This is a genomic window from Microbacterium sp. UBA1612 (assembly GCF_002321605.1).
In the GTDB taxonomy this organism is placed as follows: domain Bacteria; phylum Actinomycetota; class Actinomycetes; order Actinomycetales; family Microbacteriaceae; genus Microbacterium; species Microbacterium luteum.
Genome location: NZ_DCMW01000034.1, coordinates 36,734 through 62,927 on the forward strand (window position 1 = coordinate 36,734; position 26,194 = coordinate 62,927).

Genomic DNA, 26,194 nt, shown 5'->3' on the forward strand with positions numbered 1-26,194 from the left:
GCTGCCCATCTCCGGAAGGGACGGCTGAACGGCGCCAGGACCGAGCTCTATCGGGCGGTGTCCGCGAGCAAGGACCTCAGCGACGCAATCGCATCCGTCGGGGTGTATCCGGTGTTCTGGATCTTGGTGGTGTCGAGGGTGCTGTTGTGGGGTCGTGGTGCTGTGGCGTGTTCCGCGGTGGCGTAGTAGTCGGTGGTGGTGACGCCGGTGATGCGTGCGGGGTCGTGTCCGGTGAGGGTGTAGACGGTGCGGGCGATGTCGGCCCAGGTGGTGGGCTGCCCGGTGCCCGTGAGGTTGTAGGTGCCGTGGGGGGCGTGGGTGGTGAGGAGGTGGTGGATGCCGTCGGCGAGGGTGGGGGTGAAGGTGAGGCGTCCGGTCTGGTCGTCGACGACGCGGGGGTCGATGCCGCGTTGGGCGAGGTTCTGCATGGTGCGGACGAAGTTGTTGCCGTCTCCGATGACCCAGCTGGTGCGGATGATGTAGTGCTGGGGGGTGGTGGCGGCGGCGGTGTCGCCGGCGGCTTTGGTTTGTCCGTAGACGCCGAGCGGGGAGATGGCGTCGGTTTCGGTGTGTTCGCCGGTCTTGGTGCCGTCGTAGACGTAGTCGCTGGAGATGTGGACCAGGGTGATGCTGTTCTCGGTGGCGATTCTGGCGAGGGCGGCGACGGCGGTGGCGTTGATGGTCCACGCGGCGGTGCGGCCTTCGGGGGTTTCGGCTTTGTCGACGGCGGTGTAGGCGGCGGCGTTGACGATGGTGTCGTAGTCCCGCCATCGCCGCGCCCCGGGTAGTGAGTTGGGATCGCTGAGGTCGATGTCGGTTCGGGTGGCGAACTCGACGTCGGGTCGGTCTCCCCACAGGTCGCGGAGTGCGCGGCCGAGTTGCCCGTTGGCGCCGAGCACGAGGGTCTTCTTCGGCGGGATGGGGGTGACATCCGCCAGGCGGGGGTGGTTCTTGTCCTTCTCCGACAGTTCGGCTGCCTCGAGGGGGATGGGCCAGGTGATCCCGATGGTTTCGTCGGCGAGGTTGAGGAAGGCGTATTCGGCGGTGGGGGACCAGTGGTCGTTGACGAGGTACGTGTACGCGGTGTCCGGCTCGAGGGTCTGGTACGAGTTCCCGACCCCGCGGGGCACGAAGATCGCCTTCGAGGGGTCGAGTTCGGTGGTGAACACGGCACCGTAGGTGTGGCCTTGGCGCAGGTCGACCCAGGCGCCGAAGATGCGGCCGGTGGCGACGGAGACGAACTTGTCCCAGGGCTCAGCGTGGATCCCTCGGGTGGTGCCGGCTTTGTCGTTGAAGGAAATGTTGTTCTGCACCGGCCCGAAATCCGGCAGGCCGGCTTCGCTCATCTTCTCCCGCTGCCAGTTCTCCTTGAACCACCCCCGGGAATCGCCGTGCACGGGCAGGTCGAACACGACCAGCCCCGGGATGGGGGTTTCGGTGCGGGTGAGGGGTTTACCAAACTGCGTCATGGAAACCGGGTGATCCTTCGAGGCGAGGGTGGTCGTCGGGAGGCGTGTGGAAGTATGGCGGCCGTTGTCGGCTACTGGCCTTTGGTGGCGTAGAAGGCTTCGACGCCGTCTTTGGTGGGGGCCCACCAGTCCTCGTGGGTGCGGTACCAGTCGATGGTCGCGGCCAGGCCCGCGTCGAAGTCGGCGTACCGGGGCTGCCAGCCCAGTTCGGTGCGCAGCCTGGTGGAGTCGATCGCGTAGCGCAGGTCGTGGCCTGCCCGGTCGGTGACGTGGTCGTACGCGTCGGCGGGCTGTCCCATCAGGGTGAGGATCATCTCCACGACGGTCTTGTTGTCCTTCTCGCCGTCCGCGCCGATCAGGTAGGTCTCCCCGATCGTGCCGCCCTCGAGAATGGTCAGCACGGCGGAGGAGTGGTCGTCGGCGTGGATCCAGTCCCGCACGTTCTGCCCCGCCCCGTACAGTTTCGGGCGGATCCCGCGGATCACGTTCGTGATCTGCCGGGGGATGAACTTCTCCACATGCTGGTACGGGCCGTAGTTGTTTGAGCAGTTGCTCATCGTGGCCTGCACCCCGAACGAACGCACCCACGCCCGGACCAGCAGGTCCGACCCCGCCTTTGTCGACGAGTACGGCGACGATGGGTTGTAGGGGGTGGTCTCGGTGAACTTCGCCGGGTCGTCCAGCTCCAGGTCCCCGTACACCTCGTCGGTGGAGATGTGATGGAACCGGCGCCCGTGGCGGCGGGCGGCTTCGAGCAGCGTGTACGTGCCGATGATGTTGGTGTCCAGGAACGGACGCGGGTCATCGAGGGAGTTGTCGTTGTGGGACTCCGCGGCGTAATGCACCACCGCGTCCACCCGCCCGAACAGCTCATCCACCAGTTCCGCGTCCGCGATGTCCCCCTGCACGAACTCCACCCGGTCCTCGGGGAGCCCGGCCAGCGAGGCCCGGTTCCCGGCGTAGGTGAGCTTGTCCAGCACGGTGACGTGGTCGTCGGTGTGGGATACGACATGGTGGACGAAGTTCGACCCGATGAAACCGGCACCACCGGTCACCAGCAGTCTGCGCATCAGCGTCCCCTCTCCAGCAGCTCCAGCAAGTACCGGCCATACCCGGACTTCACCAGCGGACGCGCCCGCTCGGCGAGCTGCTCATCCGACAGGAACCCCTGCCGCCACGCGACCTCCTCCGGCGCACCGATCTTCATCCCCGTACGCCGCTCAACCGTGCGGACGTACTCCGCAGCGTCGAGCATGTCGTCCACCGTCCCGGTGTCCAACCACGCCGTCCCCCGCGGCAGCACCTCCACCTGCAGCTTCCCCCGCTCCAGATACGCCCGATTCACATCCGTGATCTCGTACTCGCCCCGCGCCGACGGCCGCAGTCCCCGCGCGATCTTCACCACATCGTTGTCGTAGAAATACAGCCCCGGGACCGCGTAGTTCGACTTCGGCGCGGCCGGCTTCTCCTCCAAAGACACCGCCCGACCATCCCCGTCGAACTCGACAACCCCGTACGCCTGCGGCTCGGCGACCCAGTACGCGAACACCGCCCCACCATCTACATCCGAGAACCGCTTCAGCTGCGTTCCCAGACCCGGCCCGTACAGCAGGTTGTCACCCAGCACCAACGCCACGCGGTCATCCCCGATGAACTCCGCACCGATCGTGAACGCCTGCGCCAACCCGTCCGGCGACGGCTGCACCGCGAACGACAAGCGCACCCCGAACTGCGACCCATCACCCAGCAGCCGCTCGAACGCGGCCGCGTCATGCGGCGTCGTGATCACGAGGATCTCGTCAATCCCCGCCAGCATCAACGTCGACAACGGGTAATACACCATCGGTTTGTCGAACACCGGCACCAGCTGCTTCGACACCCCCAACGTGATCGGATGCAGACGCGTCCCGGAACCCCCGGCCAGAATGATGCCCTTCACAGGCATCTATCCTGCCATCTCCGGTCAGTCGGCGAGCGAGCGGCGGAAGTAGTCGACCGTGCGACGAAGGCCGTCGGTGAGCGGGACGGACGGCTCCCACCCGAGTTTGCTCCGTGCGAGCGAGATGTCGGGCTGGCGCTGCTTGGGGTCGTCCTGCGGGAGCGGACGGTGCTCGATCGCGGAACTGCTGCCGGTGATCTCCAAGACCGCCTGGGCGAGCTCGAGCATGGTGAACTCGCCGGGGTTGCCCACGTTGACCGGGCCGGTGACCTCGTGCCCGGTGTCCATGAGGCGCACCATGCCGTCGACGAGGTCGTCAACGTAGCAGAACGAGCGCGTCTGCGAGCCGTCGCCGTAGATCGTAATCGGATCGCCGCGGAGCGCCTGGACGATGAAGTTCGACACGACCCGGCCGTCGTTGGGGTGCATGCGTGGACCGTACGTGTTGAAGATCCGGATCACCTTGATATCGAGGTCGTGCTGGCGCCGGTAGTCGAAGAAGAGGGTCTCGGCCGCGCGCTTGCCCTCGTCGTAACAGCTGCGCGGACCGATCGGGTTGACGTTGCCCCAGTACTGCTCGGTCTGCGGGTGCACCGCGGGGTCGCCGTAGACCTCGGAGGTCGACGCCTGGAGGATCGGAACGCGCAGGCGCTTGGCAAGCCCCAGCATGTTGATCGCACCGACCACACTGGTCTTGGTCGTCTGAACCGGATCGTGCTGGTAGTGCACCGGCGAGGCGGGGCAGGCGAGGTTGTAGATCTGGTCGACCTCGACGTAGAGGGGGAAGGTCACGTCGTGACGCAGCACCTCGAAGCGCGGGTTGCCGAACAGATGCTCGATGTTGCGCCGTGATCCGGTGAAGAAGTTGTCGACGCAGATGACGTCGTGACCCTCGGCGAGGAGTCGCTCGGAGAGATGCGAGCCGATGAAGCCCGCGCCGCCGGTGATCAGAACCCTGGATGACACCTCGGTAGCGTAGCACCGGGGCACGTGCCGCTCAGCGGGTGGTGGACACCATATTCCGCTGCCCGAATGTGCGCCCGATCCCGCCTTCGAGGCGGCCGAGGAACATGGGCCAGCCGTCGAGCGCGGTGATGGGGCGCGCGTTGCGCACCCCGTAGAGCAGCCCTGCCGCGGTGAACGCCGCGCGCCACCACCACGGGTAGCGGTGGATCCTGAGCGCGTGCCCCGTGCCGCGGCCGTATGCCCGCAGCTTGCGACGGCGCTCCGCCGTCGTCAGCCCGAACGCCGTCGAGATGCCCTCGACGTAGACGTCGTGGGGGAGCCAGGCGAAGCCCTCGGCCATCTCGGGGTGCGCTCGCAGGGCGCGCAGGAGCAGGTCGGTCCCCTCGGCGACCTGCCACGGGGTCGCCGCCCCCGGACCCATCCGCTCGTCGAACCCGCCGATCTGCTCGAAGACGGAGCGCCGCAGCAGGATCCCCATCTCGATCACGCTCCAGACGTTCCACCGGTCGAGGGGAGTGCCGGCCGGCGGCAGCGTGGTCTTCGGGCCGCGTTCGTCCCACGAGGTGAAGCCGCCCGCGAGGAAGGCGGGATCGGCGACGGCCTCGCGGACCCGCCCGAGCACGCCGGCGGGGAAGACGGTGTTGTCGTTGGGGAAGAGCAGCACGGCGTCTCCCGCCGGAAGCGCGGCGACACCGGCGTTGCGTCCGCGCGACGCCCCGCGCGCCGAGTCGGTCGCCACGACCGGCACGCCCCGGTCGGCGAACTCCGCCGCCAGAGCGACGACCTCGTCACCACGCCCCTGCGCCACCAGGACCACGCGGTCGCCGGCCTCCAGCTGGCCCTCCAGAGACTCGAGGAGTGCGCGAAGCGGGTCGAGGCGTCCGAGCGTCGTGATTACCAGGGCGAGATCCACCCGCCCATTCTGCCCGACGCGGCCGCTGCGGCCGCGATCGCCTCGATCAGGGGAGGCGGTCGAAGGCCGGATACGCGGGATCGGGGGCGTCGCGGCCCAGGCGCCAGCCCGCCAGCACATAGCGGGCACCACGGAGATCGCCGGTGATCGCGGTGATCAGGGTCTTCGCGGCGAGGCGTGCGTAGCCCGTCACCCGGGTGCGTCCGCCGTGCAGCCGCAGGAAGTGGCGGAACGCCTGGCTGGAGTATGCGAGTATGCGCGACCCTGCACGCGCGTGCGACGACGACACGGCGTGTACCAGGCGGGCGTCCCCGACCTCGGCGAAGGCGATTCCGCGGCCGCTCAGCCGCAGCCCGTAATCGACGTCCTCCCAGTACATGAAGAAGCGTTCGTCGAGGAGACCCGCCGACTCCAGCGTTTCTCGCCGGAGCAGCACGCACGCCCACGTGAGGAAGTCCGGTTGTTCGCCGGGCCGGGGCTGGCGGATGCTCCATGTGACGCGGGAGAGCACGCCCCCCGCCGAGAACTCCTGCCCCTCCGGAGTGATGATGCGCGGCCCGACGACGCCGAGGGCGGGCGAGCGGTCGAGCTCCGCACGCAGCAGCTCGAGGTCGGCTACGGTCAGGGTGGCGTCGTTGTTGATCACGAGCAGCTGATCGATCGACGCGTCCCCGAGCAGATCCCGCATCCCGGCGTTCACGCCGACGGCGAAGCCTGTGTTCGCATCCAGCTCGCGGAACGTCAGGCGCGGATCGGCGGGGATCGCCGAGGCGATCGTGCCGTCGGCCTCGTTGTCGACCACGACGACGCGCGACACCGCATCGCCGTCGAGCAGGTGCGCCACGCAGGCCGCCGTCTGGTCGCGGTCGCGCCACGTAAGCACGACCACGCCTACCGTGGGGCGGGCCTGCGGGGCGGGAGAGGTCTCAGTCGTCATGGTGCTCCCGGTTTCGATCGAGCAGGTGTGCGGCGTCGGCCGCGTCGAGCGCGCGCACCGCCGCCGCGCAGGGGCGCCACAGCAGCAGGGTCGCCGCACCCTCGGTCACCGCGTAGCCGAGCGCCGCGCCGAGCGGGCCGATCGCGATCGCGAGGGCGATCATGACCGGCACACCCACCGCCGTGGCGATCAGGCTGGCGCGCATCACGACGGCCGCCTGGCCGGCGGGGAAGAGCGCGTGACGGGTCATGGACGTGCGGATGCTCAGGAACATGAACACCAGGCCCATCGCGATCAGCAGGTCGACGCCGGCGGCGGCGTCGGCGCCGAACAGGACCAGGCTCACCCAGTGGCCCAGGGCTGCCAGAACGGCCCCACCCAGCAGTCCGAAACCTGTGTGGGCGAGGAGGGCGACGCGCACCCGGCGTCCGCGTGCCGGGCCGGTGACCTCCCCCACCCAGCTCTGCAGTGCGCTCGCGAGCGTGAAGGGCAGCACGCTGCCCAGCTTGAACATCTTGTCGGCGGATGCGAAGCCGGCTGCGGCATCCGGCGCGGCGGTCACGTTGACCAGCGGTGCGGGCACGCTCGAGTATGCGCTGAGCGCGGCGTCGTTGAGGGCCACGGGGAGGCCGGTGCGGAGCAGGCCCGGCAGGTCGCGCGTGCCGGGCCACGGCCCGGGGTGGCGGCGCAGCAGGCGGGCGGTGAACAGGCCGGTGCCCACCAGTGTGACCGCGATGCCGGCGAGCGGGTACAGCTCGACGATGCCGGTCGCGGCGATCGCCGCGGCCGAAGCCGCGGTGGCCACGACACGGGGCACCGCGTCGTAGAAGATAATCGTGCGCGGCTGGCCGACCCCGGCGCAGTACCATGTGAACGACAGGGCGATGAGCGCGCCCTGCACGCCCATCAGGACCGTGAGCCATTCCGCACCCGGCGACGCGACGAGCCAGCACACGACGCCGAGCACGGGGATCGAGACGGCGGCCAGGAGCAGCCGCACGACGAGGGACTCACGGTAGAGGCGCGCGCGCTCGTCGATCCCCGAGGCGATGGAGATGAGCGCCGGACCGATGGCCGGCCAGCCGTAGCCGATCACGATGGCGGCGAACGTGCCGATCGACTCGCCGGCGATCGCGCTGGCCCAGCCGCCCGGTCCGGCCTCGCGCGAGATGAGGGGGAGGACGATCAGCGGCGACACGGCGGCGATCGCCGGCAGCAGCATGAAGCCGACGAGGCGGCGGCGTAGAGGCCCGGCCGTCATGCCCCTGCCTCCGGTCGGTCTCCGTGAAGAGCGTCGCGAAGGACTCCGGCGGTGGCGGCGGCGGCGCGCTCCCATGTGAAGCGCTCGGCCCACTCCCTCGCGGTCGTGCGCGCCGCCTCGGCAGGCGGGTCCGACAGTGCCGAGCGCAGCGCGCGCCCGAACCCCGCCGCGTCCGTGGCGTCGGCGTAGCGGACGGCATCGCCGCCGACTTCGCGCAACACCTCGATGTCGTTGGCGAGCACAGGGACCTCTCGGCGGAGTGCATCGACGACGGGCAGCCCGAACCCCTCCGCCAGCGACGGACAGACGTACAGGTCCGAAACGGCGTAGAGCGCTTCGAGCTGCTCGGCGCCGACCCATCCGGGCAGCACGACATCGGCGTCCAGCCCGAGCTCGGAACGGAGCCCCGTCAGCGGATCGGCGGACCCGCCGCCCGTGATCACCGCGAGCGGTCGGTCTTCGGCGGCTACGGACGCCAGTGCGCGCAGGAGGCCGGCGAAGTTCTTGTGGGGAAGCCGGTTGCCCGTGCTCAGCAAGATCGGGCGACCGCGGTGCACGCCGAGGGGGGCCACGGCCGCCCACGGATCGGCGGGCGCAGAGCCCGGGTTCGCGCCGTTCGGGACCACGGTGATGAGGGATGCGGGCACGCCCATGTGGGTCCCGATCGCGTGCGCGGCGGCATGCGAGACGGTGACGACGGCATCGGCGGTGCGGGCTGAGCGGGTCATCAGCCATGAGGTGATTGCGCTCATCGCGCGGGTGATGGGCGAGCCGTGGGCCTCGTGGTAGATCGCGTCGTGCACTGTGACAACGCGCCGGCTCGGCCCGCGCCGTATCGGGCCGAAGTTCGCGGGGCACCAGACCAGGTCCGCGCCGGCCGAGCGGGCGGCGCGGGTCGTGGCGAACACCGCGCCCAGGGCCCAGCTGACGCGATCGGCGCCGACCGTCCGCAACGTCCGCACCCGCCCCGGGAAAAAGGCGCGCACACGATCCGCGCCGACGCGGTTCGCCAGGGCGATCAGCTCCACGCCGGGCAACGCGTCGGGCAGGCGGGGAGCGATCTCACGGACGTACGTCTCGGTGCCACCGCGCGTGCCGGTGTACGAGAGGAGGTCCACGAGGATCCGGTCGGGCATGGATCAGCTCTCGATGACGGCGTCGGGCCGGACCTCGCGCCGAGGAGTGGAGAGCACGCCCGAGAAGAAGCTCATCATGACGGTCTGGAACCCCAGCATGATCCCGAGCGCGCTCGGGATCGCGATCCGCACGACCTCGGTCGCGTCCTGCGGCCCGAAGTCGAGGCTGCCCCATCGGAGCACCTGCACGAAGCCGATCCCTACGCCGACCACGAACAGGCCGACGCCGATGAGGAGGCCCCGTTCGGCGCTCCACCTCGCGACGATCGCGCGATACCGGGGACTCGCCGGAAGGAATCCCTCCTGGGTGGCGTAGAGCTTGGTGAGCCAGAAGAACAGCAGCGACTGGTAGCCCATGACGCACAGGGCGCTGGCGTACACCATGGTCGTCACGTCGAACCCGACGGCGCCGATCTGCACGCCGCCGAATGACAGCACGCCGACGGCCACCGCCCCGACGAGGAACGCGAGGAGTCCCGGGTAGACGAACAGCCAGCGGGGCGCGAAGATCAGCAGGAACCGCAGGTGGCGCCAGCCGTCGTGCCAGCTGCGCAGGTGCGGCGGGCGCGAGCGGCCGTCCTTCTTGAGCGTGGTCGGCACCTCTTCGATGCGGTAGCGGGCGAGCGAGGCCTTGACCACCATCTCCGAGGCGAACTCCATGCCGGTCGTCTGGAGGTCCAGGCTCAGGATCCGCTCGCGGTTGAAGCCGCGCAGTCCGCAGTGGAAGTCGTCGATGCCGGGGCGGAAGAACAGCTGCCCGATGCCGGAGAGCACGGGGTTGCCGAGATACTTGTGCAGCGGGGGCATGGCGCCGGGTGCGATCCCGCCGCGGAAGCGGTTGCCCATCACGAGGTCGGCGCCTGCCCGGAGCTTATGGACAAACGGCTCGAGGTTCTCGAAGTCGTAGCTGTCGTCGGCGTCGGCCATGATCACGAACCTGCCGCGGGCCTGCTCGATGCCGTTGATGAGGGCTGCGCCGTATCCGCGGCGCGGGGCGTGCGAGACCCGTGCGCCGAGGTCTGCGGCGATCTGCTGGGAGCCGTCGGTGCTGCCGTTGTCGGAGATCAGCACCTCACCGCGCACACCGCTTCGCGCGAGGAAGCCCTGGGCTTTCTGGATGCAGACGGCCAGCGTCTCGGCCTCGTTGAGGCACGGCATCAGGATGGTCAGCTCGACGGGATCCGTCTCGACTGGTTGGTTCACTTGTTCTCTGCTCTCTCGGCGCGGGGGCGATCGGCGCCCGCGCCGCGAATGTCTCGCACGGTGTCGACGATCGCGTCGATGGTGCGGCGGATCGTGCGCGTCGCCAGGGCTTCGCGGTACCAGTCTGACGTGGATCGCCGCAGCGCACCGGCACCGGTCACGGTACGGCCGATCGCATCACCGAGGTCGCGCGGCGCGGCGCTCGCGGCGACGTGGCCGTTGCGTCCCGCCTCGATCAGCTCGGTCGACGCGTTGCCCTCGTCGGCGACGAGCACGACGGGCGTCCCATGTGCGGCGGATTCGACGACCACGAGGCCGTATCCCTCGCGACGCGAGGGGTTCACCAGGCACGCCGCGGTCGCCATGAGCTCGTCGAGGCGCTCCTCGGAGACGAAGCCCGGCAGGTCCGTCCATCCGTCCCCGTCGGCGGCCTGGATCGCGGCGCGCACCTCGGGGGCACTCGGTCCCTCCCCCAGGATGACGAGGCGCAGGTCCGGGGTGCGCTCGCGTGCGACGGCGACGGCCGCAGGGAGGCACTCCACGCGCTTGTCGGGGATATGGCGTCCGACGTACAGCACGAACGGCGGCGACGCCGCATCGCGCGTCTCGGGCTCCGGGCCGCCGCCTTCGATCAGGCCGGGGCTGACCAGCAGCCTCCCGCGCAGGCCCTCCGCGCGCAGGCGCCGGGCGCTCAGCTGCGAGTGGGCGGTCGCGACCGGTGTGAGCGCGATCGCGAGGCGCTGCAGGAACCACGCGACGGTGCCGGTGGCCCGGCCGGCGTACCGGATCCACTGTGGGCGCCGCCACACCTCGAGGTAGTCGGCGATCAGCGTCGTGCCGGTTCCGGCCAGCGCGGCCCTCGCGGCGAGGACGTTCAACACGGGGAGTGCGCTGACGATCACCGCGTCGTACCGGTGGCGGCGACGGCGGAGTGTGCGGAACAGTCCCCAGGCGAACGCCGCGGCGGCGGCGGATCGGCGGACACCGTCCGCGGAATACAGACGGAGCGGGCCCGTGGCCGCGACCACCCGGAACCCGGGCTCCTCGGGCGCGGCCCCCGTCCATTGGCGGGCGGTGAGATAGTCCACCGCGAGGCCGCGGCCGGCGAGCTCGGTGGCGAAGGCGCGGTACTGCCGCTCACCGCCGCCCGTGGTGTACGGGAAGAGGCAGTCGTAGGCGATCGCGACGGATGTCACGGGCATCAGCACCCCTCGATGTGGAAGAGCCGCGCGTCGTCGCCCTCGGCGTCGACGAGGACGAGGCGGTCGGAGGGCTCGAGGTCGTTGATGCCGCTGCGCTCGGTGCCCGAGTTCTTGCTATTGAAGACGTTCTGGGATCCGAAGTCGAGCACGTACTCTGCTCCCAGGCGGTCCACGGCGTCGCACACGCGCGGGTCGTCGTCGATGTCGGCGAGGTGGGCGTCGACGTACTCCTCGTCGTCCGTGCGCGTGCCGAAGACGTGGAGCTCCAGCACCTCGCGCCCCGCGAGAGCGTACGCGAGCGAGCCTCCCGTCCACGGATTGACGATGAGCACGGCATCCGCGGGCAGCGTCTCATCCAGTCGGTCCAGCAGGATCTGCTCGTCCTCCGTGAGCAGCGCTGCGGACCCGTCCAGCCGATATGCGTCCTGTGCGGCGTGCATCGTCGCGGTGACATTGGGGCCGACGGCGACGCTGAACGCCGCGGCCGCGGCGAGTGCGACGACGCCCACCCGGACGGGCTCCGTCGACCGCGCACGACGCGCCGCCCGGTTCAGCAGGTCGATCAGGACGAGGGCCCCCAGGACGGCGACGGGAATCGCCGCGATCGGCAGGAGTGCGGCCAGCCGATATGAGTCGTTGTACCAGGGATTGGTCAGCAGGTCGCGGATCTGCGTGCCGACGGGGAGGCCGCTGGCGGCGATGAATAGGAGCGCGGCGGACGCGAAAGGGATGCCCGCGAGGGCCCAGCGTGCCGGACGGCGGACGATAACGACAATCCCCAGAATCAGCAGGAGGGCCGTGGTCACCGTGATCGGATAACCGCGCGGGGCGACGAGGGCCGCTTCGCCGAAGGCCTGCGCCGTACTCTGCCACGCGCCCCACCCGGACATCTCCTCGTTGGTGCGGCCGAAGCGCCACAGGCCGACCCCGACCAGGGCGAGGGCGGGAATGGTCACGGCGGCGACGGTGACCGCGGCGCGCGTGCGTTCGGTGATGGCCGCCGCGCCGAGGATCCAGGCGATGCCCGCCACGGTGAGAGCGTAGAGCGCCAGGAACGCGTTCGGGTGCGAGATCCCGATGGCCGCGCACACGGTGACTAGCAGCAACGCGGTGCGCAGTCGGTCACGCCCGCGGGTGTGCAGGAGCAGCCACACGGCGGCGATGCCGGCGGGGAGCACCGCGTACGCGGTGTAGTTCGGGTACAGCACGCCGAAGTCGAGCAGCAGCAGCGGGAACGCACCGAAACCGGTCGTGAGCGCCGCCGTCAGCGCGAGCGCCGCGGGGCGCGCCGCGAACACCGCGGCTGCGAGTGCGAGCGCGGAGGCCGGCCACACCACGGCGCCGATGGCGATGTTCGCGGCGTTCACCGCGAGCGCCACGCCGCCGCCGCCGAGCTGCGCGACCAGCGTGACGACGCTGTGCCACCCGTTGGGGTAGAAGTCGATGTCGGAGGCGCTGCCGACCGTGAAGATCGAGGCGTCGCCGGTGTCGAGGATCAGGCGGACCGCGTTGAGGTGCACGATCGCGTCGAACGTCTGGGAGATGTTCTCGGGGTCGCCGAACACGATGGCGAGCTGGGTCGCGATCGTTGCGGTCGCCGCGACGAGTCCGGCCGCGGCGACGATCGGGGCGACCGCGCGTCGGGACGGCGCGGCGGGGGCTTCCCACGGCGAGGGAGCCTCGGTACGGCCGACCCAGCGTCGCACCGCGAACGCGACCGCTGAGGTGGCGGCGGCGACGATCGCGACCGGCACCGGCGACCAGCTCAAGCCCACCAGCGGGGCGGCGGTCGCCGCAACGGCGACGACGGCGAGCGACACGGCCGGCGCGAACAGCCAGGCCGTGACCGATCGCAAGCCCCATCCCGCGGCGATCACCGCGGCGCCCGGCAACAGGACCACGCCGATGGCGATCAGCACCGATGGTGCGGCGTCAAGCCAAGCCTCATTCATCTCGACTCCCGGCCGGTGGACAACAGTGAGATATCGTAGTAGTCCGTCTGCTGGACAGGTGCTCAACGCCCCGGCGACTCCCCATACGAGGCGCGCGGATCGCGTCGTCGCACCGATTCAGAAAGCGCACCATATGGATCTTCTCGTTGTCGGCTCCGGCTTCTTCGGCCTGACGATCGCGGAGCGCGCGGCCGCGGCGGGACGCAAGGTCACCGTCATCGACCGCCGGCCCCACATCGGCGGGAACGCCTACAGCGAGCCCGAACCGTCCACGGGCATCGAGGTGCACCGATACGGCGCGCATCTCTTCCACACGTCGAACCCCGGGGTGTGGGAGTACGCGAACCGCTTCACATCCTTCACCTCGTACGTGCACCGGGTGTACACGAACCATCGCGGCGTCGTATACCCGTTGCCAATCAACCTCGGCACCGTCAACCAGTTCTTCCAGGCGGCCTACTCGCCCGACGAAGCTCGCGCGCTGGTGCAGGAGCAGGCGGGGGAGTTCGACGCGAAGAGCGCGGCGAACCTCGAGGAGAAGGGGATCGCGCTCATCGGGCGTCCCCTCTACGAGGCGTTCATCCGTGATTACACCGCCAAGCAGTGGCAGACGGATCCGAAGGACCTGCCGGCCGAGATCATCAGCCGGTTGCCGGTGCGCTACACCTACGACAACCGGTACTTCAACGACACGTGGGAAGGACTTCCGACCGACGGATACACCGCCTGGCTCGAGCGCATGGCCGACCACCCGAACATCGAGGTGCGCCTCGACACGGACTTCTTCGACGAGACCCAGCCGCTGAACAGGGCCGACACCGTGGGCCGGCTCCCGATCGTCTACACCGGGCCGGTCGACCGGTATTTCGATTACGTCGAGGGCGCGCTCTCGTGGCGGACGCTGGACTTTGAGCAGGAGGTGCTCGAAGTCGGCGACTTCCAGGGCACGAGCGTCATGAACTACGCCGACGCGGACGTGCCGTATACGCGCATCCACGAGTTCAAGCACTTCCACCCTGAGCGCGCAGACCGTCACCCGGCCGACCGGACGGTCATCATGCGCGAGTTCTCCCGATTCGCCGAGCGCGCGGACGAGCCGTACTACCCGGTCAACACCCCGAAGGACCGCAGTGGCCTCCTCGCGTACCGCGAGCTCACCAAGGGCGAGAAGGACGTCCACTTCGGCGGGCGTCTGGGCACCTATCAGTACCTCGACATGCACATGGCGATCGGTTCGGCTCTGTCGCTCTGGACCAACAGGCTCGCCTGAGTGACCGGCGGCGCGTGTCGCCTCGGGGGAGGCGTCGGGTAGAATTGTTGCCGCGGCGGGTCGGCTCGGATCCGGACTCGTCACGCGGCGGAAAATCCGCCGCCGCCTCGCGAAAGCCTCCTCAGACACATGCGCATCTTCATACAAATTCCTTGCCTCAACGAGGAGACGACCCTCCCGCTCGTGCTCGCGGGGATCCCGAAGCAGATCGACGGTGTCGACGAGATCCACGTGCTGGTGGTCGACGATGGCTCATCCGACCGAACCGTCGAGGTAGCACGGCAGCTGGGGGTCGAGCACTTCGTCTTCCACACCCGCAACATGGGCCTCGCCCGGTCGTTCCGCGACGGTGTCGACTACGCCCTCCAGCACGGCGCGGACATTGTCATCAACACCGACGGCGACAACCAATACCCGCAGGAGCGAATCGCCGACCTGGTTCAGCCCATCCTGCGAGGTGAGGCGGACATCGTCATCGGGGACAGGCAAACCAAGACGATCGCGCATTTCTCTGGTTTCAAAAAGATCATGCAGGGGGTGGGTAGCAGTGTGGTGAACTTCGCCGCCGAGACCGACCTGCCCGACGCGGCGAGCGGCTTCCGAGCGTACTCGCGCGAGGCCCTCATCCGACTGAACGTCGTCACTCAGTTCAGCTACTGCATGGAGACGATCATTCAGGCCGGAAACAAGCGCCTGCGTATCGCGAGTGTTCCCATCAAGACCAACCCGAAGACGCGCGAATCGCGTCTGTTCTCGAACATCTTCCAGCACATGGGGCGCTCCGCGCAGGCGATCATGCGCAGCTATGTGATGTTCAAACCACACGCGGTCTTCCTGACCCTGGCCGTGGTGTTCCTGGTCGGTGCGGCGATACCGTTTGGTCGGTTCCTCGTGCTGAGCTTGATGGGGGTCGCCGGGGACCACATTCAATCGCTCATCCTCGGTTCGGCGCTGCTGGTCGGTGCGCTTCTGAGCATCGCGCTCCTCGTCATCTCCGACATGCTGCGCACTAACCGCACCCTGGTCGAGGACGCCCTCGAGCGCATCAAGCAGCTGCAGTATGCGCCGGAGCGCATCGCGGACCCGAACGCGGTGCGTCCTGACGACGCCGCGCAGCATCCGTCGCTGGCCATCAGTCCCCTAGCGGTCGAGACGGTGCTCTCAGGTGCCGAACCGGTCGCCACCATCGCGCCCGAGCACGAACGTGCCGATGACGCCGGGGCGCGCGCCGCGCGCGCCGCGCGCGGCGCCTGACCACTCCCCGCCCCTCCCGCCGACAGGAGTCTGCGTGCTCAACACGCTCAAGCGCATCGCCAAGGATCTGCTCGCGATCACGTGGATCCGCCGCGTCTACGAGTTCGTCAACCGTGTGGTGCTCGAGACGTTCGGCTCGAGCCGCATCCTGACCCACCTGTGGTTCTTCGTCAGCGCGATCACCTTCAACCGCGAGCAGTCCGCCGTCCTGCGTGGTCGCCGCGACTACTACCGAAACAAGCATCGTGACCGCCTCTCGCATGTCGAGCTGCGCCGCAACGTGCACCGTCTCGAGAAGGGCCTCATCATGCGCCCCCGTCGGGATGTCTTCGCACGCGACTACATCACCGAGACCATCGAGTTCTACGAGGAGGCCGTCGCGCAGTTCGCCGCGGCCCCTGGGACCATGGAACAGAGCGAGATGGACTGGGCGCATGACGTGCTCACCGAGTACTTCCGCTCGGTTACGGGCGAGGACGCCACCGTCGACGCCGCACGTGCACGGTTCGTGGCCGCCGGCTACGCGGGGGAGTTCACGGGCAAGGTGCCGCATCCGAAGGAGCAGCTCTCGAACCTGTCGTACGACGACCTCGAGCGCCTGGTCTCCCAGCGACGCAGCGTGCGCTGGTTCGACCAGCGCCCCGTGCCGCGGGAGGAGATCGACCGGGCGCTCCTGGTCGGACGGCAGGCGCCGACGGCGTGCAACCGGCTGCCGTACGAGTTCCGTGTCTTCGACGACCCTGAATCCGTTCGCCGGGTGTCGTCGATACCGTTCGGGGCCGCCGGCTATGGACACAACATCCCGGCCATCATCGTCGTCGTCGGCAAACTCGAGTCGTATTTCAGCCCCCGCGATCGTCACGCCATCTACGTCGACAGCTCCCTCGCAGCGATGCAGTTCATGCTGGCCCTGGAGACCCTGGGGCTGAGCTCCTCGGTCATCAACTGGCCTGACTTCGAGCCTCTCGAGCGCAAGATGCAGAAGACGCTCGGACTGTCCATGACCGACCGCGTCGTCATGCTGATCGCCGTGGGCTATGCGCACCCGGAGGGGATGGTGCCCTACTCGCAGAAGAAGGAGCTGGACACCTTCCGCCGCTTCAACTGACGCATGACCGAGGAATCCGCTCCGCGCTGGCGACGTCGCGCGCTCCGCTGGGCGCTGACGGTCCTCGTCGTCGGCGTCGTCGGGTACTTCTTCGCCGTCGCGCTGTGGGACAACTGGGATGCGATCGCCGCCGAGCAGCTCGCCTTCAGCCCCTGGTGGATCGTAGCGACGGTGGTATTCGCCCTCGCCGTCCCGCTGACGGGCCTGCTGTGGGGGCACATGGTGCGCGTGCTCGACACCGACCTCGGCGGGCGCGTGAGCGTGGCCGAGGCGATCGCGGTGCAGTGCGCCTCGTGGCTGCTCAAGTACATTCCCGGCCAGGTTGGGTCTGTGGTGAACAAGGTCGTCTGGGCGGGTAAGAAGGGCGTCAGTCGTTCGCTCGTGCTCATCACGTTCGTGTACGAGAATGTGTTCCTGCAGTTCGCCTCGATCGTCCCCGGCGCCGTGGTCCTGCTGCTCAGCCTGGGGCCCGAGATCTTCGGTGAGAATGCGACGCTGCTGGTCCTGCCACTCCTCGTGCTCGTGCCGCTCGCGGCGCTGCTGTACCCGCCGGTCTTCCACCGCCTCGTGAGCATCCCCGCGCGGCGCGCGCTCAAGCGCGAGGTGCCGAAGGAGTACTTTCTGTCGACCGGGCGGACGCTCGCGTACATCGTCGGATTCCTCGGGCCCCGTGCGCTCAACGGCATCGGCTTCGTAATGATCGCCGCGACCGTCAGTGCGGTCCCGCCCACGCAGTGGCTTCCCTTCGCGGCCGCCTACGTGCTGGCCGGTGCGATCGGAATCCTCGCGTTCTTCGTGCCCAGCGGTCTCGGAGTTCGCGAGGCCGTCATCGTGCTCGTCCTCAGCCAGTACATCCCCGTCGCGGAGGCGATCGTCATCAGCCTCCTCGCGCGCCTCCTCAGCACCCTCGGCGACGGCCTCGTCGCCCTCATTTACGTCGGCATCCGCCGCACCATCCCCAAGGAGTACCGACCATGACCGGTCCGCGGATCACCATCATCGGCTCAGCCCTGTCGGGCAACAAGGGCGCCTCCGCCATGCTCGAAGCGGCGATCCAGTCCCTCGGCGAGCGACTCGACGACCCCCGGTTCACGCTGCTCAGCATGTACCCGCGCGAAGACGCCGCGCAGAACCCGTACCCGAACCTCGAGATCCTGCCGGCGAATCCGCGTCAGCTGGGCGTGACGATCAACACCCTCGCGCTGGCCTACCGCGTCCTGCCGTTCCTGCGCGGGACGCTGCGTCGCCATTCGCGTGTGATCCGCGCACTCGCCGAGTCGTCGGTGCTGCTCGACCAGGGCGGCATCACCTTCACCGACGGGCGCGAGAAGTTCCTCCTGTACAACGTCGCATCGATCCTGCCGGCGCTGAACACCCGCACGCCCGTCTTCAAGTGCGCCCAGGCCGTCGGCCCGTTCCAGAATCCGATCAACCGCTGGGCGTCGCGCACCTTCCTGCCCAAGGCGGCGACGGTCGTCACGCGCGGCCGCATCACCCACGAGTACGCCGAGGGGCTGGGACTGACCAACCTCGTCGCGGGCGCCGACTACGCCTTCTCGCTCGAGCTCGAGGGCACCGAGAGCGAGCAGGTGTCCCGTCATCTCGATCTGTCGTTCTTCGACGAGGACGTGGTGGGCGTGTGCCCGAGCGTGGTGCTGCAGAAGAAGGTCGACGCACGCGGCGGCGATTACGCCGGGCAGATCGTCGACTTCATCGCGCACGTGCGCGCACAGGGCAAGCGCGTGCTCCTCCTGCCCCACAGCGTGCGCACCGGAACCGACAAGACCCACAACAACGATCTGCCGCTGTGCCGTGAGATCCACTCGCGGCTCACGCTGGGTGACGACCTCCTCTTCGTCGATCGGGAACTCAGCTCGCAGCAGCTGCGCTATCTGATCGGACAGTGCTCGTTCTTCGTCGCCAGCCGGTTCCACGCGATGGTCTCGTCGCTCGCCATGGCGGTGCCGACGCTCGTGATCGGCTGGAGCCACAAGTACCGCGAGGTCCTCGAGATGTTCGAACTGGAGGAATGGGCCTTCGGTCACGACATGCTGACTCTCGAGTACTTGGTGGAACGCTTCGAGGCACTCGAGGATGCTCGGCCGGTTGTGGAACGGAAGCTCGATGAACGTCTGCCGGTTGTAAAGGCGCGATCGATTGAGCAGGCCGAACTCATTGCGCAGGTTGTGCGCACCCATCAATGAACGCTCGCTACGACCGTCGGGTCCGTTTGTATTGGTCAGCTACCGGCGGCAGAGGGTTCCGCTAGCGAGGGCATGGTTCTGAAGTTACCGTCGCGTCCGATTATGCGTCCGTCTCGCAGGCCGCGCCACAGATTGCTGGTGCCCCGTACCGTGCGTTCGACGAAGAGGAGACGAATGAGCTCTTTGCCGAACGTAAGCGACGTGCCCAGCCCGAACAGCAGCGGGTGATACACGCCGTTGGCGCGATAGTACTTCTTGATGATGGCCCGGTTGCGCATGATGTAGTACCTGTACGCGTTGCTTGAGGCATTCATGTGGCGGATGCCCATGTCCCACTGTTTGATTTCGCGGGTACGGCGGAGAACGAACTCGTCGACGATGACCGACGTTGTGACGCGTGACGCCAGCCAGCCGTACAGCTGGTCATCCCAGTAGATGAAGAACCGAGGGTCGGGAAGTCCGATCTGCCTCACGATATCCCGGTGGATGAACATGCCTTCGAAGCAGCCGGAGTTCATCTCCTTGTAGCCGGACTCGTCGAAGCCGGCGGGAGCGAACGGAATCGGGATCGCCATCTTCTCGGCGATTCGGTACTGCCAGTAGAACTCGCTGCCGTCGTAATCGTAGCGGCGTCCCTGAACGGTCTTAAATCGGGGCGCCCACGCGCCCATCCGAGCGAGACCGTCCGGAAGCACCTCGACATCGTCGTCCATGAGCCAAATCCAGGTGGAGCCGAGATCGTAGGCGATACGCATTCCTTCGCTGAAACCGCCCGAGCCGCCCGTGTTCGACTCGAGGCGACGGTACACGAGCTCGGTGCCGAGGCGATCGCGAAACGACTCCACAATCTCGGTGGTGTCATCGCTGGACGCGTTGTCGACGACCACGACATGTCCAGGCTTCGGGTCCATGCGCGTGATGCTCTCGAGAAGTCCGGCGAGCAGGTGTGAGCGATTGAACGTGACGATCGCGATCGTCGCGGATGCCGGTTGGAAGGAGTGTTGTTCCACGCCTGCGATACCTCGCTCAGTCACGGTCATCTCTCCTCCTCAAAAGTCGAGGCCCAAGCCTCCGGTGAGGTCAGGGCGGGAAGCGCCGCGCGATAATCGCGCGAAAGGCGCCTCCAATCCTTTCGCAGCGCACGGTGAAGTCGGATTGATTCGACGAGCATGCGTCGGTATGCTGCGCGATCACGCGTGTACACGTTCTTCCCGGCGCCATCTGCGGTGCTCACGAGCGCACTGTCAAACAGCGGGACGCGCCACCAATGCGCGTCGGTTTTGCCGAACTCCACTTCCGGCTGAGCGACGTTCTCCGGCCGCGGCTCGTGCAGCCAATGAGAGATCAGTGTGGTCGCGGTGAACCACCGGAGTCGCATGCCGGCCGGGCTGTCATAGGCGTGGCGGCGCAGCCGTTTGAACACCTGACGTCCGCGCCGCGATCTCATGGGGCTACCGTCGTCCTTATGGACGACCGTTTCGGGGAACTGTCTTGCGAGGGCGCGCGCCTCCGGCATCGCGGTCGCCAGGGTGCGCCACATGTGGTCGGGCCCCGAGAGGATGTCGCGCAGCGCCCGATGGCGAAGTGCCACGGGATAGTACTGCATCATCATGAGGTGTTTGAGGTCGACGCGGCGGCTGTGTCGCAGAAGTGTTCCGCCTTCGGGTGCTCGTGAGTGCAGAAGTGCCGCGACGATGCGGTTGCGCGCGTGAAAGTACGCCTGCCAATCGATTGAGTCATCCTTGCCAACCCAGGAGACGTGCCACAGCGCGACGCCGGGCAACGACACCGTCGGAACCCCTGCCTCCCGGGCACGCAGACAGTGCTCCGCGTCATCCCACTTGATGAAGGCGGGCAGTGCGAGGCCGACCTTCTCGAGGGCTTCCTTCGGGATCAGGCACATCCACCAGCCGTTGTAGTCGGCGTCGAGGCGCATGTGGAGGGTGGGGGACTGGCGAAGGTTGCCCTCGGAGAAGTCGTGCGGCATGCGCTCCTGGAAAAGCGCGCGCCACATGAACGGCTGCTCGTCGACGACCTCTGCCCAGGCGTGAAGCTTGGGCCGATCGAGCAGGTCGAACATGTGCGCGCCCACGATCGTCGGCGTAGTCGCGTACTGCCCGAAGAGGATGGACCGGCGGATCGACTCGGGCTCGATGCGCACATCGTCGTCGAGGAGCTGCACGAAGTCGCTGTCTTCTCGCGCGAGTGTCTCGACCATGGCTCGGGAGAAGCCGCCGGAGCCCCCGAGGTTCGGCTGACGAAGCACAACGAGCTGCTCGCCCAGACGCTCAACCAGTCCGGGGAATTCGGGACGGTCGCCGACGAGGTCGGTGCCCTGATCGATGACGAAGATGCGGTCGATGAGCTCGAGCGCCTCGGGAGCGTCGGCGAGGTTCGCGAGGGTCTCGACGCAGTAGTCCGGCTTGTTGAACGTGGTGATCCCGAGCGACGCTCTTCCCGCGCGGGCGGGAACGTCGTCCGTGGTCCATTCGGCGCCTTCGAAGGCGAGGTCCTCGGCGTCGGCCACGAGATCGAACCAGATCCAGCCGCCATCGCTGTACTGGTTGAGCACGAGTTCGACTGATGTCGTCGCCGCGCCGTCGACTTCGTTCGTGAGGATGCGCTGCTTCACCCCACTGCCATTCGAGCGGTAGACGAGGACCGTGCCGCGGCCGGCCGTTCGCACGGTGAGCATCACCGACCGCACCGTCGTCCAGTGCTGCCAGTACGACGCGGGAAACGCATTGAAATAGGAAGCGAACGACACGCGACGGCCAGCCGGGACAGTCGCGCGTCGCCGATCCAGCACGTTGGCGAGGTGGGCAACGCTCGTGACCCGCACGGGCTCCTCGTCGATGGTCGCCCAGGTTTCCGGGTCCGCGTACAGCGGAAGGATGTCGGGATCCCGCTCGGTGGGGAAGACGACGTTCTGCAGAACCTGCGGCAAGATATCTCCGATCGCGCTGGGCTGGACGCTGCGGCGAAGCCGCCGTCGATCCTACCCGGGCCGCCTCGCCGATCCCTGCACGTCGTTCTGCATTCGATGTCTCCGTGCGCCATAGGATCATGCCTGTGATGACTCAGACCGTCGGTGCGCCGGGCAGCGCTCGCCGGTACTTCCACTCGCTCTGGCTCCTGTCGGCGCGCGACCTCAGAGTTCGCTACTCGACGAGTGCGCTGGGATACCTGTGGTCGATCCTCGATCCTCTCGTGATGAGCCTCATCTACTGGTTCGTCTTCACGCAGGTGTTCGAACGAACCGTGGGGACGGAGCCGTACATCGTCTTCCTCATCACCGCGCTCCTGCCGTGGGTCTGGTTCAACGCGTCGGTCACCGACTTCACCAAGGCTTTCTCGAAGGACGCACGGCTCGTCCGTTCAACGTCCATCCCTCGTTCGATCTGGGTCACACGGATCATCCTGAGCAAGGGGATCGAATTTCTCTTCTCCCTTCCGGTGATCGTCTTCTTCGCGATCCTCGGCGGAGCGACCCTGACGTGGGGCGTGCTGCTCTTCCCGATCGCCGTCATCATGCAGCTTGTGCTCCTGGTCGGACTCGGACTTCTCGTCGCGCCCCTGTGCATGCTGTGGGGGGATCTGGAGCGAACGACGCGTCTCATCCTGCGCGCCCTGTTCTACGCCTCGCCGATCATCTACGGCATCTACGATCTGCCGGGGGTTTTCCCCACCCTCGCGGCGTTCAATCCGCTGGCCGGGATCTTCTCGCTCTACCGAGTCGCATTCTTTCCCGACCAGTGGGACCCTCTCGCGTTCATCGTCTCGGCAGCCATGTGCCTCGCGTTCCTGGTCGCAGGTCTGTTGGTGTTCCGGCGCCTCGAGCCGGCTGTGCTAAAGGAGCTGTGAGGATGAGCGAGCAGTCCGCCATCCGCGTCGACGAGCTCGGCGTGCGGTTCCGCCGGAATCGTCGGGGTCGCCGGAGTCTGAAGGATCTGTTCGGTGGCGCTTCGCGGCGCAGCCGCCCCAACGAGTTCTGGGCTCTGCGCGACGTGTCCTTCCACGTGCGACCCGGCGAGGCGATCGGGGTCGTCGGCCGGAACGGGCAAGGGAAGTCCACGCTCCTGAAGCTCGTCGCCGGAGTATTGCTTCCGGACGAGGGGTCCGTCACCGTCGACGGGGGGGTGGCTCCCCTCATCGAGATCACCGGCGGTTTCGTCGGTGACCTCACTGTCCGAGAGAACGTACGACTCACGGCCGGGCTGCACGGCATGCCTCGCTCCGAGGTCAACCGCCGGTTCGACGGCATCATCGAGTTCGCGGAACTCGAGGACTTCATCGACACGCCGTACAAGCACCTCTCGAACGGGATGAAGGTCCGCTTGGCCTTCGCAGTCGTCTCCGAGCTCGACGAGCCGATCCTGCTCGTCGACGAGGTTCTCGCCGTCGGCGACAAAGCGTTCCGGGAGAAGTGCTATGCGCGGATCGACGAGCTTCTGGCGGGAGGGCGGACGCTCTTCTTCGTCAGCCACAACGAGCGCGACCTTCGGCGTTTCTGCGACCGCGGTCTTTACCTCAGGAAGGGGCGCCTCGAGCTGGATGCGAGCCTCGATGAGGTGCTCGACCGGTACAACGCCGATTACCCCGCCTGACCTCCGGAGGGCCCTGGATCTGACCCCAGATCGGGAAGACCCTCGGGGTCGAGCCCGGGAGATCCCTCGCCGCTGCGGAGTCGAGCGCGCCACGAGCGGGACTGGCCGGCGCGCACCGCGCACAGCACGAGCATCAGCCACCCGAGGCCCGACAGGGTGAACGACTCGAACATCGAGTCGATGAGCAGCGTCACGAGCATGAGCGGCGTCCAGGCGTAGACGACCGAGCGTCGCTCGCTCGCGTCGAGCCACGAGCGCACCAGCGCTGTGCTGCACAGCGCGAGGAAGATCAGCAGTCCCACCCAGCCCAGTTGCAGCAGCACGTCGAGGTACGCGTTGAGGCCGCTCGCGTGGTCGGCGTTCAGCACGTAGTTGAGCGCGTTGAAGGGCCATTCGGTGTCATCCCACGGCCCGTACCACCCCTGACCTTCGATGGGGGCGAACCGCACGTAGTCGACCATCGTGTTCCAGAGCGTCACGCGGGTGGAGAAGTCGGTGCCCGCGCCGAGGAACGCGACGATCGGATGCCGCGCGACGTATCCGATCACAAGCCCGATGATGACGACGCCACCGAGGAACCACTGCACCGCGCCGCGACGCTCGGCTCGTGTGTGCCGAACCCATGCGAGGGCGGCGACGGCGGCTCCCACGCCGACGGCGAGCACGAGCACGGTGGGGGAGTCGCTGAAGAACCCCAGCGCCCCCGCGAGCACCACCGACACGACCGACACGCCGACCCGCACCGACTGCGTGCGGTACTCGATGAGGAACGTCACAAGCGCCATGACGGCCACGAACCCCAGCAGGTTGCGCGTGCCGAAGATGCCCTGGATCGACCCCTCGGTGGCGATGTTGCCCTGCACGCCGAGGAACCGGAAGGGCACATCGAGGAGGATGCCGGAGAGGATCTCCACGACGAGGGAGGCGCCCAGCAGCACGCGGAGCACATCGCCGAGCGCCCGCACGGTCTGCAGCGTGTCGCGCACGTGGCCGATCACGATCGCGAGGAACGCGATGCCGGCGAGCGCCACCCAGTTCCACCACGTCTCCGAGGAATCCGAACTCCAGAACGTACTGGCGAGCGCCCACGCCACGAAGAGCACCACCGACACCGGCACCAGTCGCAGGAGCGAGATCTCGCGGCGCCGCGCCAGCAGCATCCCGAGCCCGAGCACGCACAGGCCCACGATGATCGTCACGTACGAGACGAGACCGGCGGTGCGCTCGATCGCGAAGGAGGAGAAGACCGCCCCGAGGGCGGCCAGGGTATAGGCGCGCGCGAAGGGCGCCGAGGCCAGCAGGCCGGTCAGCCACGCGGTGCGCGCGGCCGGTGTCACGGCTCCTGCTTCATCAGCTCGCCCCGCTCGATCGCGAGGCGCTGCTCGATCGGCCCCTCGCCGATGTGCGGCGACTGCTTGATCTTGAACGCGAACATGACCACGAACATCCAGCCCCACAGCATGAGCGGATTCGACTCCGAGAAGCCCTGCGCCAGCAGCACCGCCCCGGTGAGGGTCGGCAGCAGCGACAGCGCCGAGTAGGGCCGGTCGGCCCGCAGGTCCCAGCGCGGACGGTCGACGGCGAAGAACCACGACCGCCACACGAAGGCGAAGTAGGCGAGGCCGATGAGCAGCAGCCCGATCACGCCGAGCTGGAAGAGCACATCCACCCACATGCTGTGCGCCTGCATCACCGTCTGGTCGTGATCGATGATCCACCCGTCGATGCTCGCCTCCCACGGCACCCACGGCGTGGAGTAGCCCCACCCCGCCCACGGGCGCTCGCCCGCACGCGTCAGCACCGCATCCCAGATCATCTCGCGGCCGGTCAGGTCGGAGTCGCGCCCCAGCGCGGAGAAGATCAGGTCGCGGCCGAACCACAGCGTGAGCCCGCCGCCCAGGCCGATCACCGCGTAGGCGACGTAGTACTTGGTGCGCTCACCCGGCCGCTTCGCGGTGCGCATCAGCAGCACGGTCGCCAGCACCAATGCTGCGCCGGCGAGGCAGAGGTAGGCGGTCGCCGAGCCGGCACGAAGCAGCAGGTAGCCCGCGAGCACGACCCAGAACAGCTGCCCGTGCCGCTTCGGCGTCTGCGACGCGTAGCGCACGGCGAACACGATGATCGCGAGCGCGGCGACGATCCCGAGCAGGTTCGCGTTGCCGAAGACCCCCTGAATGCGGCCGCCGTCGAACAGGTTGTCGCGCGACCAGTAGACGATCGGATCGACCCCCTCCGGCGCCTCCGCGAACTGCGGCATGACCGGATGCTGCAGCACGACCGACACGAACAGCTCGAACAGGAGTGACACCGACAGCACCCACTGCAGCGCCGACGAGATCGCGCGGACGAGCTCCTGCCAGGTCAGCACGCCCCCGACGAACAGCGCCTGGAAGGTCGTGAGAGCCAGGAGCGACCACGTGATCGCCGTCGCCGCGGGCCACGCCGACCACAGCACCGACGCCGCCGCGAACGCGACGTAGACCAGCGCGTACCAGGGCAGGCGCCGCCACTGCACCGGCGGGCGGATCGTGAACCACAGCGCCACCGACACCAGCGCGGCGAGCACGGTGATCACCGAGGCGATGGGCACGCCGAACGCGTTCGCCCACGAGACGCCGCCGATGGCGAGGGTGAGCACGAAGATGCACCACGCGCGCAGCAGCAGGTGACCGGTCTTCTCGCGGGCGGGGGCGGCCGGCGGCGCCGACACCGGGTGTTTCGTGTGGACGGCCATCAGGTGTTCAGGGTACCGGGATCGCCGGTGAAGACGCGG

General features: G+C 68.1%; 22 protein-coding genes. 7 read left to right on the forward strand and 15 right to left on the reverse strand.

Annotated elements, in window-relative coordinates; translation table 11 throughout:
- Positions 1-47 precede the first annotated feature (47 nt).
- From B3S45_RS12270 to B3S45_RS12320, 11 genes are all read right to left on the reverse strand, one after another.
- Positions 48-1,469 (reverse strand): bifunctional dTDP-4-dehydrorhamnose 3,5-epimerase family protein/NAD(P)-dependent oxidoreductase, encoded by a 1,422-nt coding sequence (locus tag B3S45_RS12270; RefSeq protein ID WP_286720919.1) that lies wholly within the window; start codon positions 1,467-1,469, stop codon positions 48-50.
- A 71-nt stretch (positions 1,470-1,540) separates the two neighbouring features.
- The gene (gene rfbB, locus B3S45_RS12275; protein ID WP_286720920.1) at positions 1,541-2,539 is read right to left on the reverse strand and encodes a dTDP-glucose 4,6-dehydratase; all 999 of its coding nucleotides are present in this window, start codon (positions 2,537-2,539) and stop codon (positions 1,541-1,543) included.
- Positions 2,539-3,408, reverse strand: a complete 870-nt coding sequence (gene rfbA / locus B3S45_RS12280; RefSeq protein ID WP_286720922.1) for a glucose-1-phosphate thymidylyltransferase RfbA — start codon at positions 3,406-3,408, stop codon at positions 2,539-2,541. The genes rfbB and rfbA overlap by 1 nt, the downstream gene beginning before the upstream one ends.
- Positions 3,409-3,432: 24 nt before the next feature.
- Positions 3,433-4,374, reverse strand: coding sequence for a UDP-glucuronic acid decarboxylase family protein (locus tag B3S45_RS12285; protein ID WP_286720923.1), 942 nt, complete (start codon positions 4,372-4,374; stop codon positions 3,433-3,435).
- A 31-nt stretch (positions 4,375-4,405) separates the two neighbouring features.
- Entirely contained in the window at positions 4,406-5,287 is an 882-nt protein-coding gene (locus B3S45_RS12290; protein ID WP_286720925.1) for a glycosyltransferase family 2 protein, read from the reverse strand.
- 46 nt (positions 5,288-5,333) lie between these two features.
- A complete protein-coding gene (locus B3S45_RS12295) occupies positions 5,334-6,224 on the reverse strand; it encodes a glycosyltransferase (RefSeq protein WP_286720927.1) in 891 nt (296 codons plus the stop codon).
- Complete coding sequence (locus tag B3S45_RS12300; RefSeq protein ID WP_286720929.1) at positions 6,214-7,485, reverse strand: hypothetical protein; 1,272 nt, start codon at positions 7,483-7,485, stop codon at positions 6,214-6,216. Before B3S45_RS12300 ends, B3S45_RS12295 begins: the two co-directional genes overlap by 11 nt.
- Complete coding sequence (locus B3S45_RS12305) at positions 7,482-8,621, reverse strand: glycosyltransferase family 4 protein (RefSeq protein WP_286720930.1); 1,140 nt, start codon at positions 8,619-8,621, stop codon at positions 7,482-7,484. The genes B3S45_RS12300 and B3S45_RS12305 overlap by 4 nt, the downstream gene beginning before the upstream one ends.
- Before the next feature lie 3 nt (positions 8,622-8,624).
- The gene (locus B3S45_RS12310) at positions 8,625-9,824 is read right to left on the reverse strand and encodes a glycosyltransferase family 2 protein (protein WP_286720932.1); all 1,200 of its coding nucleotides are present in this window, start codon (positions 9,822-9,824) and stop codon (positions 8,625-8,627) included.
- Complete coding sequence (locus tag B3S45_RS12315; protein WP_286720934.1) at positions 9,821-11,026, reverse strand: glycosyltransferase family 4 protein; 1,206 nt, start codon at positions 11,024-11,026, stop codon at positions 9,821-9,823. The genes B3S45_RS12310 and B3S45_RS12315 overlap by 4 nt, the downstream gene beginning before the upstream one ends.
- The gene (locus tag B3S45_RS12320) at positions 11,026-12,978 is read right to left on the reverse strand and encodes a DUF6541 family protein (protein ID WP_286720935.1); all 1,953 of its coding nucleotides are present in this window, start codon (positions 12,976-12,978) and stop codon (positions 11,026-11,028) included. The genes B3S45_RS12315 and B3S45_RS12320 overlap by 1 nt, the downstream gene beginning before the upstream one ends.
- Positions 12,979-13,111: 133 nt before the next feature.
- Between B3S45_RS12320 and glf the strand changes: the two genes are divergently transcribed.
- From glf to B3S45_RS12345, 5 genes are all read left to right on the forward strand, one after another.
- Positions 13,112-14,248, forward strand: coding sequence for a UDP-galactopyranose mutase (glf, locus tag B3S45_RS12325; RefSeq protein ID WP_286720937.1), 1,137 nt, complete (start codon positions 13,112-13,114; stop codon positions 14,246-14,248).
- A 183-nt stretch (positions 14,249-14,431) separates the two neighbouring features.
- Positions 14,432-15,502, forward strand: a complete 1,071-nt coding sequence (locus B3S45_RS12330) for a glycosyltransferase family 2 protein (RefSeq protein ID WP_414683091.1) — start codon at positions 14,432-14,434, stop codon at positions 15,500-15,502.
- A 34-nt stretch (positions 15,503-15,536) separates the two neighbouring features.
- Positions 15,537-16,610 carry a nitroreductase family protein gene (locus B3S45_RS12335; RefSeq protein ID WP_194383514.1) on the forward strand — a complete coding sequence of 358 codons (1,074 nt, stop codon included), beginning with the start codon at positions 15,537-15,539 and terminating at the stop codon, positions 16,608-16,610.
- A gap of 3 nt (positions 16,611-16,613) precedes the next feature.
- Positions 16,614-17,588, forward strand: coding sequence for a lysylphosphatidylglycerol synthase domain-containing protein (locus tag B3S45_RS12340; RefSeq protein ID WP_286720940.1), 975 nt, complete (start codon positions 16,614-16,616; stop codon positions 17,586-17,588).
- A complete protein-coding gene (locus B3S45_RS12345; protein WP_286720942.1) occupies positions 17,585-18,814 on the forward strand; it encodes a polysaccharide pyruvyl transferase family protein in 1,230 nt (409 codons plus the stop codon). Before B3S45_RS12340 ends, B3S45_RS12345 begins: the two co-directional genes overlap by 4 nt.
- A gap of 35 nt (positions 18,815-18,849) precedes the next feature.
- Here the strand turns inward: B3S45_RS12345 and B3S45_RS12350 are convergent, their stop codons facing one another.
- Positions 18,850-19,854 carry a glycosyltransferase gene (locus B3S45_RS12350; RefSeq protein ID WP_286720944.1) on the reverse strand — a complete coding sequence of 335 codons (1,005 nt, stop codon included), beginning with the start codon at positions 19,852-19,854 and terminating at the stop codon, positions 18,850-18,852.
- On the reverse strand, positions 19,851-21,761 hold the full coding sequence (locus B3S45_RS12355) for a glycosyltransferase (protein ID WP_286720946.1): 1,911 nt from the start codon (positions 21,759-21,761) through the stop codon (positions 19,851-19,853). The genes B3S45_RS12350 and B3S45_RS12355 overlap by 4 nt, the downstream gene beginning before the upstream one ends.
- 128 nt (positions 21,762-21,889) lie before the next feature.
- Between B3S45_RS12355 and B3S45_RS12360 the strand changes: the two genes are divergently transcribed.
- Positions 21,890-22,678, forward strand: a complete 789-nt coding sequence (locus tag B3S45_RS12360) for an ABC transporter permease (protein ID WP_286720948.1) — start codon at positions 21,890-21,892, stop codon at positions 22,676-22,678.
- 2 nt (positions 22,679-22,680) lie between these two features.
- Positions 22,681-23,421, forward strand: a complete 741-nt coding sequence (locus tag B3S45_RS12365; RefSeq protein ID WP_286720949.1) for an ABC transporter ATP-binding protein — start codon at positions 22,681-22,683, stop codon at positions 23,419-23,421.
- On the opposite strand, the gene B3S45_RS12370 is transcribed toward B3S45_RS12365, so the two are convergent.
- A complete protein-coding gene (locus tag B3S45_RS12370) occupies positions 23,409-24,758 on the reverse strand; it encodes an O-antigen ligase family protein (RefSeq protein WP_286720951.1) in 1,350 nt (449 codons plus the stop codon). The genes B3S45_RS12365 and B3S45_RS12370 overlap by 13 nt on opposite strands.
- Positions 24,755-26,155 (reverse strand): O-antigen ligase family protein, encoded by a 1,401-nt coding sequence (locus B3S45_RS12375; protein WP_286720953.1) that lies wholly within the window; start codon positions 26,153-26,155, stop codon positions 24,755-24,757. The genes B3S45_RS12370 and B3S45_RS12375 overlap by 4 nt, the downstream gene beginning before the upstream one ends.
- Between the last annotated feature and the right edge of the window lie 39 nt (positions 26,156-26,194).